We start from the raw sequence: 13,294 nt of genomic DNA, 5'->3' as shown, positions 1-13,294 counted from the left end.
AGCGGTGTCACGGGCGGCTGTTCACGGTTCGGTAGCCACGCGGACGACGTGTGGCACATGAGGAGGCATCGGTGGCGGGCGAGTCCCCCGACAGGTCGAAGCAGCACGAGTCGTCGGCAGAACCGACGTCGGGGAGTGCGGGTCCGGTTCCCGAAGCCAGGAACGAGACGAGCACGCCCCGTGACCCGCGGCTGTCCATGTCCCGCGAATCGGCCCCCAAGGCCCGCGGCGGCGTGGACACGGCGACTCGGGTGCTGTCGGTCCGAGAGCTCGAGGAGGCCACTGAGGGGGCCGTGGAGGCCTCGGAGGCCACACCGGAGCCCCCTGAGGCGTCCGGGACCGCCGCGGACGCCTCAGGCGCCGCGAAGGCCGGAGAGGCCGGGAGCTCGGACGAGGCGCCGGCCGGTTCCGGCGGGAAGGGCGACGCGGACGCGCCCGAGGAGGCCGACGCCGCCTCCGCCGACGCCGACGCGGACGTGGCGGACGGCGACGGCGACGACTCCGGACGCGAGGACGCCCCGGACGCGACGGACGCCGACTCCGGGGCCTCGGCGACCTCCGACGCCTCCGACGACGGCGATGAGGCCGACGGGGCGGGAGACGCCCGCCTGCGGGAAGCAGTGGCCGCCTGGGTGGCCTCGGCGGACGAGGAGTCTGCGGCGGACACGGCTGATGCGGCGGATGCGACGGACACGGCACATACTGACGCGAAGGCCGACAAAGCAGACGACGAGGCTGCCGAGGAGGCCGACAGCGCGACCGACGCTTCGGACGCCGACAGCGCCACGGACGCGGAGTCGGAGTCGGAGTCCGACTCGGACGAGCCCGAGGTCGAGGCCGAGGCGGAAACCGACGCGGCCGACGCACCTGACGCGGACGGCGTCACGGACGAGCCCGAGGCCGAGGCGGAAGCCGAGGGTGAGCCGGGTGACAAGGCCGAGGAGGCCGACGCCCCCGCCGACGCGTCCGACGAGCCCGACGTGGACGCAGACGCAAACGCCGCAACGGACTCGGAGGCGGACTCGGACGCGGACGCGGAGGCGGCCCCGGAGCCGGACGACTCCCCGGCCGCCGAGAAGACCACCCACCGCGACGCAGACACAGACACCGACCCCGACACCGACGACACCTCGAAGCCCGACGGCGACGAACCGGACGAATCCGACAAGGCCGACAAGGCCCCCGCTTCCGAGAAGCCCTACGCCGATCAGCCCACCGCCGTCTTCAAGGCCCCACGCCCCTCCGCGCCCGCCGTGGACCAGCCGACGACCATGTTGAAGCTCGGCGACGCGGCCAAGGCCCAGGACCCGGAGGACCAGGCCCCGGAGGACCAGGAACCCAAGGACCAGGAACCCAAGGACCAGGCTCCCGAGGATTCCAAGGCCAAGGACCCCAAGGCCAAGGACGCCAAGGACCCCGACGCCAAGGCCCCCGAGACCGACGCCGAGCGGACCAGCACCTTCGTCGCGCTCAAGTCGTTGGACGACCCCTCCGTGCGCAAGCCGAAGGCCGCCGACGCCACCACCGCGCTGCCCCGGGTCACGAAGCAGCCGCCCGCCGACGCCACCGCACCCGTGCCGCAGCTCGGGCCGGAGCGGACGACCCAGCAGCCGCTGCCGCCGAAGCCGCCGTTGGACCTGCTGGCGGAGCTGACGAACACGCCGCCGCCCCCGGACACGCCGGTCCGCACGGCCATCCGACGGGTCAAGATCTGGACCCCGCTGGCCCTGCTGCTCATCGTCGTGCTCGCGGTCGCGCAGGCCGTACGCCCGCTGCCGACGCCCGAGCTCCAGCTCACCGCCTCGGACAGCTACACCTTCAAGGGCGACAAGGCCGACATGCCCTGGCCGTCCGCCGGCCAGGCCGCCCTGGACGTCCAGGGCATCGGCAGCTTCGGCTCGTCCGGCGAGCAGAAGCCGGTGCCGATCGCCAGCGTCGCGAAGGTCATGACCGCCTACATCATCCTGCGCGACCACCCGCTGAAGAGCGGCGCCGACGGTCCGAAGATCAAGATCGACCAGGCCGCCCAGGACCAGTCGAACGCCGGCCAGGAGTCGACCGTCGACGTGACCAAGGGCGACTCGCTGTCCCAGCGCGAGGCGTTGGAGAGCATTCTGATCGCGTCCGCGAACAACGTCGCGCGGCTGCTGGCCCGCTGGGACGCCGGGTCGGAGAAGTCGTTCGTCAGCAAGATGAACGCCACCGCCAAGGGCCTCGGCATGACCAACTCGACGTACACCGACCCCTCGGGCCTGAACAACACCACCGTGTCCACGGCCGTGGACCAGGTGAAGCTGGCCAAGAAGGCGATGGACGAGCCCGCCTTCCGTGAGGTCGCCTCGATGATGTCGTACGTCGACTACAAGGGCACCAAGCACGACAACTGGAACCGCCTGGTCGGCTCCAACAACGTCGTCGGCATCAAGACCGGCACCACCACCTCCGCCCTCGGCAACCTCGTCTTCGCGGCGAAGAAAGAGGTGAACGGTGAGATCCGACGGGTCGTCGGCGCCGTGGTGCGGCAGCCCGAGGGCGGTCCGGACAACACCATCCTCGGGGGAGCGCTGGACGCCGGCGACAAGCTCATCCGGGCCGCGCAGGGAGCCCTGGAGTCCGCGACGATCCTGAAGAAGGGGGACGTCGTCGGGTACGTGGACGACGGTCTCGGCGGCCGTACGCCGGTCGTCACCACGAAGGACGTCACGGCCGTCGGCTGGGCGGGCCTCACGGTCAAGCTGACCTTCGCCGCCGACGACCTGCCGCACACCGCGAAGGCCGGCGCCAAGGTGGGCACGCTCACCGTCGGTGACGGCACCGGCAACGCGGTCAAGGTCCCGGTCGCGCTCCAGCAGGAGCTCGTGGAGCCGGGCTTCGCCGACAAGTTGACGCGCCTCGGCTGATCCGGACGAAGAAGTGACGCCGCCGCACCCCGCCGACCGGAACCCGTCCCGGTTCCGCTCCGCGGGGTGCGTGCTAGCGTCACGAGACGGGGTAGGCGCCGCTGACGGGACGCGGCCGAGAACAGAAGACAGGACACCACGGGGAGTGCCTTCAGGTGGCCACAGCGGAGCCGACACGCGCCGACGACACCGACCCGGGCCAGGGGGCCGGCCCGCGAATACGGCTGCCCGCGCACCCGGGCGACGACCACGCTCGAACCGACACCCACACCCACTCCGACACCGGCGCTGACACCATCACCAGTACCAGCACCGAGACCGGTGACGACGACACCACCCGCGACCGCGCCGAGGGCACCCCGGTCGAGGACGGCCCGCCGCCGTCCCGGTTCGCCGCCGCCTTCGCCGCCCTCCGTGCGTGGGGCCGGCGCCGCCCGGTCCTGTTCATCACCGCCCTCGCCGGCGCACTGCACATCGCCTGGTTCTTCACCTTCGCGAACAGTGGTGGCGACCTCGCCGCGCAGGACGCGTGGGCGGAGTTCGTCGGCCGGCACCCGGACTCGGCCTACAACCTGGCCTGGTACGGCGGTATGCACCCGGTGTCGTACAGCGTGGTGTCGCCGTATCTGATGTCGGTCCTCGGGGTCCGTACCACGATGATGATCGCGGGGACGCTCTCGGCGGGCCTGCTGATGCTGGTCCTGGTGCGCAGCCGCCCCGTGAAGAAGCCGTTGTGGCCCGCGCTGGCCGGGGTCTTCGCCCTCCTGTGCAACGCGATCTCGGGGCGGGTGACGTTCGGGCTGGGCACGATGTTCTCGCTGGCCGCGGTCGCCGTCGTGTTCTGCTGGCCGCACCGCTGGCGCTACAAGCGGTGGGCGAAGGCCCTGTGCGCGGCACCGCTGGCCGCGCTGGCCACCATGGCGTCGCCGGTCGCGGGACTGTTCGTCGGGCTGGTGGCGGTCGCGCTGTTCCTGCAGAAGCGGCGGCCGGGCGCGTGGGCGCTGGGCCTCGCACCGGCCGCCGTCGTGGCGGTGTCGGCGTGGCTGTTCCCGTTCTCCGGCACCCAGCCGATGTCGATCTTCTCGACGATCCTGCCGCTGGCGTGCTCGGGCGCCGTGTACGCCGTGGTCCCACGCGAGTGGACGTCCGTCCGGATCACGTCGGCCGTGTACGGGCTGTCGGTGCTGCTGGTGTGGCTGGTCAGCTCCCAGATCGGCTCCAACATCACGCGGCTGCCGATGTTGTTCGCGGGGGTCGTGCTGCTGGCGGCGCTGCCGTTCACGGAGCCTCGCTCGCGCAAGTGGTACACGGCCGTCCTGGCCTTCACCGGCTTCGTCGGCTGGATCGGCTTCAAGACGGTCGACGACATCATCCACACCACCCCGGCGGCGTCCTGGGCGCGTGAACTCGCGCCGCTGGTCAACGAACTGCAGGAGGTCGGCGCGGAGAAGGGCCGGGTGGAGGTCGTGCCCGCCCGCTCGCACCGGGAGGCCTCCGCGCTCGCGCCCTATGTGAACCTGGCCCGCGGCTGGAACCGGCAGGCCGACATGGAACGCAACCCGCTCTTCTACGACGACACCCTCAACTCGGCGAACTACCACGACTGGTTGCAGCGCTGGGCCGTGCACTTCGTCGTGCTGCCCAAGGACGAGCCGGACGGTGACGGCGGCCAGCGGGAGCGGCAGCTGGTGCAGCGCGGGATGCCGTACCTGCGGCAGATCTGGGGCGACGCCAACTGGCAGCTGTTCCAGGTGACCGACCCGGCGCCGCTCGCCGAGCCGGACGCGAGGGTGGACCGAGCCGCGCAGGGCGAGCTGACCATGGAGGTGGCGAAGGCGGGCCGGATCCTCATCCGCATCCCGTACTCGCCGTGGCTGAGCATCGTCGACGCCGAGGGCAACAAGCTGAAGCCACCGCAGGAGACGCAGGCGTCGCAGGAGCGGGGCGACGGGGAGGCGAAGTCGTACGACAACGTCAACGGCTGCCTGATGGAGACCGCGGAGGACGCCGAGGGCGACAAGTGGACGATGCTGATCGCCCCGCGGGCGGGAACGTATCGGCTGGCGGCGCCCTACACGCTGCCACGGGGTACTCCGTGCCCCGACGAACTGAAGTGACCGACGGACTGAAGTGACGCCTGGATCACCGGTGGGCGCCGACGCCGACCGGTGATCGTCAGCGCAGCCGGTCCACGTACCTGTCCGTACCCGGGACCGTCGGGACGAACGGTGCCAGCAGCTCCACCCTGCCCAGTCCCGACTCCCCCACCGCCTCCTCGAGCCCGCCGAAGTACTCCTCCCAGCACTCCCGTGGGTCCGTCTCCAGGAACCACAGCAGGGTCAGCCGGGTGTCGACGCCCTCGACCTGCTTGACGTACGTCATGCGGTCGCCGGGGAGCGGGGTGGGCCGGAAGACGGTCACCATCGCCGTCGGTGAGCCCGCGACCCGCCTCGGCAGGTGGCGGGAGACCAGCCACTCCAGCAACCTCGTCCGCTGTTCGGCGGATTCGGCGTCGACGACCTGGAGGACCAGCCCGGCGTAGGGGTGGTCGAGGGCGTGGAAGTCGCGGGGGCCCGCCGCGCCGTCCCGGTACACCGTCGCCTCGTGGTCCTGGAACGCGGTGAAGACGTGGGTGCGGTCCCGGTAGACGCGGCCGTCGCGGTTGAGGCGCTTGTTGATGCCGACCGTCCAGCGCATGTGGTCGTCGTAGCGGCCCTCGGTGACCCAGTACGTGGAGAGGTAGCAGCCCGCGGTGACCGGCTCGGCGACCGCCGACTTCTCCGGGCGGCGCAGGAGTTGCAGGTCACGGGTCGCGACCCAGCGGCGGCCGGCGAACATCCAGGGCATCGCCATCGCGCCGGCGTAGTAGTGGTCGTCCTCGTACCAGCGGTTGTACGCGTACTCGTGGCCCGGGTGCGGCTCGACCATGGTGATCAGGGCGTGGCCTGGGCGGACTCCGTACGGTCCCACGGCGGCCAGTTCGGCGTACGTCTCGCTGCGGGTGTCCTCGGGCATGGGCACTCCCCTTCCGCCTTCCCTTCCGTCCTCCTGCGGTCGTCCCTACTCTGACGCCCCGTCAGATGATTGGCCAGAGTCAGGGAGGACACCGATGTCACTGCTTACCGGGAAGACCGTCGTCGTGTCGGGAGTCGGCGCGGGGCTGGGTCACCAGGTCGCGGCGGCCGTCGTACGGGACGGCGGGAACGCGGTGCTCGGCGCGCGCACCGAGGCGAACCTCGCGAAGAGCGCGGCCGAGATCGATCCGGACGGGGCACGCACGGCGTTCCGGGCGACGGACATCACCGACGAGGGACAGTGCGAGGCGCTGGCCGGGTTGGCGCGGGAGCGGTTCGGGAAGATCGACGGAGTGATCCATGTGGCGGCCTGGGACAGCTACTTCGGCGGACTGGAGGACGCCGACTTCACGACCTGGCAGTCGGTGATCGACGTGAACCTGCTGGGGTCGCTGCGGATGACCCGGGCCTGTCTTCCGGCGCTGAAAGGGGGTGGTGGCTCGGTGGTGTTCATCGGTACGCAGTCGGCGGTCGCGGCGCCGTCCCAGGTGCGGCAGGCGGCGTACGCGGCGTCGAAGGGGGCGTTGACGAGCGCGATGTACTCGCTGGCGCGGGAGCTCGGGCCGTACCGGATACGGGTCAACACCGTGCTGCCGGGCTGGATGTGGGGGCCGCCGGTCCAGGCGTACGTGCGGTTCACCGCCCACACGGAGGGGGTGCCGGAGAGTGAGGTCCTGGCGCGGCTGACGGAGCGGATGGCGTTGCCCGAGCTCGCCTCGGACGCGGATGTGGCGGACGCGGCGGTGTTCCTGGCGTCGGATCGGGCACGGGCGATCACCGGGCAGTCGTTGCTGGTCAACGCGGGTGAGTTGATGCGCTGACCTGATCGTTTTCAGCCAATCCCAGGTTCACATACTTGGACGTGAGCCATCACTCCGAACTTTTTTGCGTTCTCTTGACCTTCCTCGCGCTTGCCGTGGCCATGCCCACCAACCCAGAGTTCACATGCCTGACCCTGGCGGCGGACCCTGGAAGGGGGCTCATGAACAGTCTCGACTGGGCCGTGCTCATCGGCTACTTCGGCGTGATGGTCGCGATCGGCATCTGGTCGCACAAGCGAGTGGACAACGTCAGCGACTTCTTCACGGCCGGTGGCAAGATGCCGTGGTGGCTCTCCGGCATCTCCCACCACATGTCGGGCTACAGCGCGGTGATGTTCACCGGCTACGCGGGCATCGCCTACACCTACGGCGTGACGTCCTTCGTCACCTGGTCGTTCCCGATCGCGCTCGGCATCGCGATCGGCTCGAAACTCTTCGCGCCGCGCATCAACCGGCTGCGCTCGCGCTTACATGTGGCCTCCCCGCTGGAGTACCTGAAGAACCGGTACGACCTGAAGACCCAGCAGGCCCTCGCCTGGTCCGGGATGCTGCTGAAGATCGTGGACGTGGGCGCGAAGTGGGCCGCGATCGCGACCCTGCTGTCGGTGTTCACCGGGATCTCGCTCAACCAGGGCATCCTCATCACCGGCGCGATCACTGCCGTGTACTGCACGATCGGTGGTCTGTGGGCGGACGCGCTGACCGAGCTCGGCCAGTTCGTCATCCAACTCCTCGCCGGCGTGGCGATGTTCGTCGCCGTGGTGATGAAGCTCAACGACAAGGGCATCGGCTTCTTCGGCGCCTGGGACGAGCCGGAGCTCAAGGGTCACGGGGAACCACTGGTCGGGCCGTACGGCACGGTCTTCCTGCTGGCCTTCCTGTTCATCAAGCTCTTCGAGTACAACGGCGGCATGCTCAACCAGGCCCAGCGGTACATGGCCACGGCCAGCCCGCGGGAGGCCGAGCGCTCGGCGCGGCTGTCGGCGGTCCTGTGGCTGGTCTGGCCGGTCGTCCTCTTCTTCCCGATGTGGATGTCCCCGCTCCTGGTCGACGCCCAGAAGCCGGACGGCTCCGACTCCTACGGCCTGATGACCGAACAGCTTCTCCCGCACGGCCTGTTGGGCCTGGTCATCGTCGGGTTCTTCTCGCACACCATGGCGATGTGCTCCTCCGACGCCAACGCGATCGCCGCGGTCTTCACCCGGGACCTGGCTCCGGTGCTGTCGGCGCGGGCCCGGGCCTGGGACTCACGCTCCGGCCTGATCGCGGCCCGGGTGACGACGGTCGTGTTCCTCGGCCTGTCCATGGCGGTGGCGACGCAGGTCAACTCCCCCGCGTTCAAGGACATCATCACCGTCGTCATCAAGTGGGTCGCCGGCCTGATGGGGCCGATCGCGATCCCGATGATGCTGGGCCTGCTGCGTCCGTTCCGTCGGTCCGGACCGACGGCGGCGCTCACCAGCTGGTCGATGGGCCTGCTCGCCTTCTGGCTGGTCAACTACCCGATCAACTGGAACGTCGACGGTGGCGTCCCGCTCGAGTACCAGGTCTCGATCCCGCTGGCCGTGTCCCTGTTCCTCTACATCTTCGTCGGCTTCGTGAAGCCGGAGGACACCCCGAACCGCCTGGCGATCATCGAGAAGGTCAACACCGACGACGACAGCAGCGCCGCGGCGGCGGTCCCGACGCCGGCCCCGGCGGGCGACGACGTGGTGGGGACGACTCCGGTGAAGGACTGACCTGCGGCTCCGAAAGACCGGAAGGGCCCGGAAGGCTTTGATGGGCCCGGAAGGGCTTTGATGGGCCCGGAAGGGCTCCGACAGTAATGGCTCAGGCCCGCGGATAGCGGGCCAGCCACCCGGGGGACGACCCCGCCGGACCGTGCAGCGCCGGCCCCTGGGTCATCTCCATCGCGAAGTCGTCGGCCAGTTCCAGCAGCGTCGGACGGCCCTCCAGCTCGGCCAGCCAGGCCGGGGGGAGGGCCGTCTCGCCGTGCAGGGCACCGAGCAGGGCGCCGGTGAGGGCGCCCGCGGCGGCGGAGGGGCCGTCGTGATTGACGGCCAGCCGCAGCCCGTGCCGTACGTCCTCCCCCACCAGCGCGCAGTACACCGCGGCGGACAGCAACCCCTCCGCCGTACCCTCCGCCAGGAGCTCCTCGACCCGGGCCGACGTCGGCATCCCCTGCCGTACCGCGCCCAGCGCGTGTTGCAGCGCGTCCGAGACGGGCTGGTGACCCGAGCGGGCGGCGAGCAGGGCGAGCGCCCGCTGGACGGCCGTGTCCAGGCTCTCGCCGAGGGCCAGCGCGTGCACGATCGCGGCGTACGCGCCCGCCGAGAGGTAGGCGACGGGGTGGCCGTGGGTCTGCGCCGCGCACTCCACGGCGAGCTGGACGACGAGCTGCGGCTCCCAGCCGACGAGCAGCCCGAAGGGCGCGGAGCGGGCGGTGGCCTCGGGGCCCGCCTCGGCCGGGTTCTTGGGCGCCTCCAGCGTGCCCATGGCCTCGTCACCGAACCCGATCAGCAGCGATCTGGGCGGTTCCCGGCGGGCGTACAGCCACTCCTCCCTGGCCAGCCATCCGTCCTCGGCGCGCCGGAAGTCGGGCCCCCAGTCGCGCTGGGTGGCGGCCCAGCGCAGATACGCGCGGTGCAGATCGGTCGGCGGATGCCAGGCCCCGGTGTCCCGGCGGACCTGCGCACGGATCAGCCCGTCCACGGTGAACAGGGTCAGCTGGGTGAGGTGCGAGACCGCGCCGCGCCGCCCGTGCCCGAACCCGAGATCGACGAGCCCCTCCGCGCCGTACTCCTCGCGGATCTCCTCCATCCCGAGCCCGTCCACCGGCGCGCCCAGCGCGTCCCCGACGGCCCCGCCCAGCAGCGTGCCGCGCACCCTGCTCCGATAGTCCTGCTGCTCGACCCGCCCCCAGACGGCCCCGGCTGTCGCACCCACCAAGACCTCCCACGGCGACCGTCCACACGTACGACAGCTCAGCACTGTAATCGAACGTGGACAAACGGTTCAGGGGCGGGGCGTTAGGCCGGGTGTGACCGAGTTAAGTAGCGATTGCCCTTTATATTCACTTCTCGGCCGTAACGAGCGACATAGCTTCTTACGCTGCTACGACAGCCGAACGACACTCCCTGCACCGGCCTGGGCGTGGGGCCCGGAACGCCCGTTCGCAGCCGTCGCAGTTCTGGAGGGGGTCGGGGCGGGCGGTCTCCGGCCCGGGTTCGAAGGGGGGCGGCAGGAGGGCGGTGAGGCGGTGGGCCAGGAAGCCGGCCGGATGACGCACACCTTCCGGAGGAAGTCCTGCCGCGAGCGTTCGCTGTACGTCGTCGGGGGCGACGCCTCGCTCCAGCCAGATGGCCACGGCGGGGGCGAGGCGGTGCACGTCGCGCTCGGCGAGGTGGAGTCGAGGGTCGCGGGTGCGGAGGCCTGCCAGTACGTTGCGGGCGGCGTGGTGAGCGGGGAGGTCGAGAGCCGGGGCGGACAGCGGCGGGGTGGTCGAGCCCGGTTGTTCCGGCTCCTTGGGGTCCGGGGCCGGTTCGCGGCGCGGGGCGGGGGTGGTACGGGCCGTGCGCTTCTGGGGCTTGTTGTAGGAGGTCGTGCGCGTCACGATCCGCCCCGACGGCAGGCGCTCCTTGGTGCGGGACAGATACCCGTGCGTCTCCAACTCCCGCAGTGCCGCGGCGATCCGCGTCTCGCCCTCGGGGAACTTGGCCGCCAGGACCTTGATGCCGACGAGGGTTCCGGTCGGGAGCGACTGGATGTGGGTGGCCAGGCCGATGGCCGTGAGCGACAGATCGGGATGCTGGGCCAGATGGTTTCCGACGACCGTGAACTCCTGGTTGTGGCGTTCGTCCACGTGGGCAACTCCGAGGCGGGAACGGGCGAAACGGGCGGAACGGGAGCGCGTGGGCGCGCTAAGGTGCTGATCAGTCATCGGGAAAGGTTCCGTTTCCTTGGTGATCAGGCCCTCGTTCGGGATGCCAGTCCCGGCGGGGGCCGTTTGCTGTGTGCGGCTGTCCGTCGCCGCTGCCCTTCTGACGCTGCCTGACGAATTCGCCGACACGCCAGCGGAATCAGACGCGATCACCCGACCGAGTGACCAGGGGTGCGGTGGCGACGGGCTGGGTGGGGCGGGGTTGGTTCTTTCCCCGGTTCTTTGTCTTTGGCGTCGGGCTCGGCCGGGTCACTGGTGCGTGCGATCCGGTGTCAGTTCGGCCCACACCGTCTTGCCGGGCGCGGGCGCCGCGTCGACGCCCCAGCGGTCCGCGTACGCCGTGACGATGCGCAGGCCACGGCCGGATTCCAGGTCGTCGGCGACCGAGTCGGCAGGCAACGGGAGCCGGTCACCCCTGGCATCGGTCACCTCAATGCGGAGAGTGCCGTCGGCGTGCAGCTCCAGCCCGAGCCGGAAGTCCCTTCCCGCTACCCGCCCGTGGAGTACGGCGTTCGACGCCAGCTCGGCCACGATGTGCACCGCGTCCTCGAAAGGCAGGTCCCAGTCATCGAGTTGCCGCTCAGTGAGCAGCCGGGCGAGGCGAGCACCTCTTCGAGTGGCGGACAGCCGAACCGCGAAGTGGCGCGTCGGGGAGGTGACTTGGGAGGGAGATTTCCGGCTCATGTCACCCAGCGTGGCCAGTCGCCCCTACCCTGACCAGCAACGACCCCGGTACGGACAGTGACTGTCCGGAGCTCGGCCCGGGGTCGTACGGCTCGTACGACGGGAGGGGCGAGGGTGGAGGACGAGGAGACCGCGGCCGTACTCAGGACGGTCGGACGTCAGGTCAAGGTGTGGCGGGAAGCCGCCGGGATGAAGCAGGCGGAACTCGGGGCGGCCATCGGGTACGGCGACGAGATGGTCTCGTCGGTGGAGCGCGGTCGCCGTGTCCCGAAGCCGGACTTCCTCGACAAGGCCGACGAGGTGCTCGGCGCGGGCGGAAAGCTCTCCGCGATGAAGGAGGACGTGGAACGGGCTCGGTATCCCAAGAAGGTGCGGGATCTGGCGAAGCTGGAGGACGAGGCGGTCGAACTCGGCGCCTACGCCAACCACAACATGCATGGCCTGTTGCAGACACCGGAGTACGCGCGGGCGTTGTACGCGAGGCGGCGGCCGGCGTACCCGGAGGACGAGATCGAGCGTTACGTCGCCGCGCGGGTGGCACGGCAGCGGATTCTCGATCGGGTGCCCGCGCCGCTGCTCACCTTTGTCCTGGAAGAGGTGACTCTGCGGCGGCCGATCGGGGGCAGGATGGTGTTACGGCAACAGCTCGAACACCTGCTGGAGATCAGCGCGTTGAGGCATGTCGAGATCCAGGTGATGCCCACGGACCGCGACGACCACGCTGGACTGGGCGGTCCGCTACAGGTTCTGAAACTCCGGGACGGCAAGACGCTGGGGCATTCCGAAGGGCAGCTGTACAACCGCGTGTTCAGTGATCCACGGGAAGTCCAGATCCTGGATATGCGCTATGGAATGATCCGGGCGCAGGCCCTCTCGCCCCGGGAGTCACTGGCCTTCATCGAGAAAGTCACGGGAGAAGAGACATGACCACCACGCTGAAGTGGTTCAAGAGCAGCTACAGCAGCAACGACGGCCCCGAGTGCGTCGAGGTCGCCATAGCCCCCACCCACACCACCGTCCACGTCCGCGACTCCAAGGACAAGCAGCGCGCCCAACTCGCCTTCGCGGATGCCGCGTGGACCGAGTTCGTGGAGTTCGCGGGACGCTGAGCGTCGGGGAGTCCGCTCAACCACGCCGGTGTGGGGACACGGTCCGGCGACAGAACCGACTGCATGTCCCCCTGGCTCCGGAGGCGCGCATCGAGGCCCATGACGCGCCGGGACGGCGAGGATCTCTACCTGACGACCACACGCCACGACCAGCAGCGCGAGGAGACGGCGGACATCACTATCCGCCTTCTCGCCACCGGGCCTGCACCCGCCACCTCGGGCTCCTATGGAAGAACGTCTTCCTCAAAAGGCGAGCCAGCACACTGCGCGGTGTCGGTGGGACTTGTTGGTCGCGGCTGCTGCTGGACAGGGTCGACGTGACGGTGTCTGCCCGGCCGTGATACAGGACGGACGGGCACTCACATGATTCAGATGCGACAGATCAGCCGTCTGAGGTTCGATTGCATTTTCTGCTGGCCCGCTAGGCAACGGGCCAGCAGAAAGGATTCCTACGAAAATTCCCTCCAGAAGGGCCGCTCCTCGAGCTCTCCGAACCTCGCTTGCCCTGAGAGGAGGTCGACCAAAATTGGCCAGCAGTCCAGCAATTGATCCTAACCCGTGGCCAAGAAATGCGAAGAGTTGTACGGAGCGATAAGAACCTCCCCTTTCACCTGTACGCTATCCCAATCGATCGCCAATTCAGGCTCGCGGGGCTTTCGGCTTGATTGCAGAAATTTTTCCGCAATGAAGCGACCCTGTTCTTTCGAAATCATGAACCTGTCCTCATGAATATCCAGCTATCCCATGTGGGTGCATGGCTTGCGCT

At 69.7% G+C, this 13,294-nt stretch carries 10 protein-coding genes; 6 read left to right on the top strand and 4 right to left on the bottom strand.

Going from position 1 to position 13,294, the window contains the following annotated elements:
- The first annotated feature begins 197 nt into the window (after window positions 1-197).
- Window positions 198-2,900, top strand: coding sequence for a D-alanyl-D-alanine carboxypeptidase (locus ABZ027_RS34850; RefSeq protein ID WP_356775475.1), 2,703 nt, complete (start codon window positions 198-200; stop codon window positions 2,898-2,900).
- 155 nt (window positions 2,901-3,055) lie between these two features.
- A complete protein-coding gene (locus tag ABZ027_RS34845) occupies window positions 3,056-5,017 on the top strand; it encodes an MFS transporter (protein ID WP_356775473.1) in 1,962 nt (653 codons plus the stop codon).
- A 58-nt stretch (window positions 5,018-5,075) separates the two neighbouring features.
- On the opposite strand, the gene ABZ027_RS34840 is transcribed toward ABZ027_RS34845, so the two are convergent.
- Window positions 5,076-5,915 carry a hypothetical protein gene (locus tag ABZ027_RS34840; protein ID WP_356775471.1) on the bottom strand — a complete coding sequence of 280 codons (840 nt, stop codon included), beginning with the start codon at window positions 5,913-5,915 and terminating at the stop codon, window positions 5,076-5,078.
- 94 nt (window positions 5,916-6,009) lie between these two features.
- Between ABZ027_RS34840 and ABZ027_RS34835 the strand changes: the two genes are divergently transcribed.
- Window positions 6,010-6,795 (top strand): SDR family oxidoreductase, encoded by a 786-nt coding sequence (locus tag ABZ027_RS34835; protein WP_356775469.1) that lies wholly within the window; start codon window positions 6,010-6,012, stop codon window positions 6,793-6,795.
- A gap of 161 nt (window positions 6,796-6,956) precedes the next feature.
- The gene (locus ABZ027_RS34830; protein WP_356775467.1) at window positions 6,957-8,534 is read left to right on the top strand and encodes a sodium:solute symporter family protein; all 1,578 of its coding nucleotides are present in this window, start codon (window positions 6,957-6,959) and stop codon (window positions 8,532-8,534) included.
- 91 nt (window positions 8,535-8,625) lie between these two features.
- On the opposite strand, the gene ABZ027_RS34825 is transcribed toward ABZ027_RS34830, so the two are convergent.
- The 3 genes from ABZ027_RS34825 to ABZ027_RS34815 all read right to left on the bottom strand — a co-directional run bounded on the left by ABZ027_RS34825 (window position 8,626) and on the right by ABZ027_RS34815 (window position 11,419).
- Window positions 8,626-9,741: an ADP-ribosylglycohydrolase family protein gene (locus ABZ027_RS34825; RefSeq protein WP_356775465.1), complete on the bottom strand. Its 1,116-nt coding sequence runs from the start codon at window positions 9,739-9,741 to the stop codon at window positions 8,626-8,628.
- A 160-nt stretch (window positions 9,742-9,901) separates the two neighbouring features.
- Entirely contained in the window at window positions 9,902-10,735 is an 834-nt protein-coding gene (locus ABZ027_RS34820; RefSeq protein ID WP_356775463.1) for a helix-turn-helix domain-containing protein, read from the bottom strand.
- 249 nt (window positions 10,736-10,984) lie between these two features.
- Window positions 10,985-11,419 (bottom strand): ATP-binding protein, encoded by a 435-nt coding sequence (locus tag ABZ027_RS34815; RefSeq protein WP_356775461.1) that lies wholly within the window; start codon window positions 11,417-11,419, stop codon window positions 10,985-10,987.
- Window positions 11,420-11,533: 114 nt separating this feature from the next.
- Between ABZ027_RS34815 and ABZ027_RS34810 the strand changes: the two genes are divergently transcribed.
- Both ABZ027_RS34810 and ABZ027_RS34805 read left to right on the top strand, forming a co-directional pair.
- On the top strand, window positions 11,534-12,346 hold the full coding sequence (locus ABZ027_RS34810; RefSeq protein ID WP_356775459.1) for a helix-turn-helix transcriptional regulator: 813 nt from the start codon (window positions 11,534-11,536) through the stop codon (window positions 12,344-12,346).
- The gene (locus ABZ027_RS34805; protein ID WP_356775457.1) at window positions 12,343-12,528 is read left to right on the top strand and encodes a DUF397 domain-containing protein; all 186 of its coding nucleotides are present in this window, start codon (window positions 12,343-12,345) and stop codon (window positions 12,526-12,528) included. The genes ABZ027_RS34810 and ABZ027_RS34805 overlap by 4 nt, the downstream gene beginning before the upstream one ends.
- Window positions 12,529-13,294 lie beyond the last annotated feature (766 nt).

The organism is Streptomyces sp. NPDC006332, from assembly GCF_040612855.1.
Taxonomy (GTDB): Bacteria; Actinomycetota; Actinomycetes; order Streptomycetales; family Streptomycetaceae; genus Streptomyces.
This window is presented reverse-complemented; position numbering and strand designations above follow the sequence as displayed.

Coding starts and splice junctions, on each gene's coding strand:
- ABZ027_RS34850 (WP_356775475.1), top strand. CDS start 198: ATGTCCCGCGAATCGGCCCCCAAGGCCCGCGGCGGCGTGGACACGGCG.
- ABZ027_RS34840 (WP_356775471.1), bottom strand. CDS start 5,915: ATGCCCGAGGACACCCGCAGCGAGACGTACGCCGAACTGGCCGCCGTG.
- ABZ027_RS34835 (WP_356775469.1), top strand. CDS start 6,010: ATGTCACTGCTTACCGGGAAGACCGTCGTCGTGTCGGGAGTCGGCGCG.
- ABZ027_RS34830 (WP_356775467.1), top strand. CDS start 6,957: ATGAACAGTCTCGACTGGGCCGTGCTCATCGGCTACTTCGGCGTGATG.
- ABZ027_RS34820 (WP_356775463.1), bottom strand. CDS start 10,735: ATGACTGATCAGCACCTTAGCGCGCCCACGCGCTCCCGTTCCGCCCGT.
- ABZ027_RS34815 (WP_356775461.1), bottom strand. CDS start 11,419: ATGAGCCGGAAATCTCCCTCCCAAGTCACCTCCCCGACGCGCCACTTC.
- ABZ027_RS34805 (WP_356775457.1), top strand. CDS start 12,343: ATGACCACCACGCTGAAGTGGTTCAAGAGCAGCTACAGCAGCAACGAC.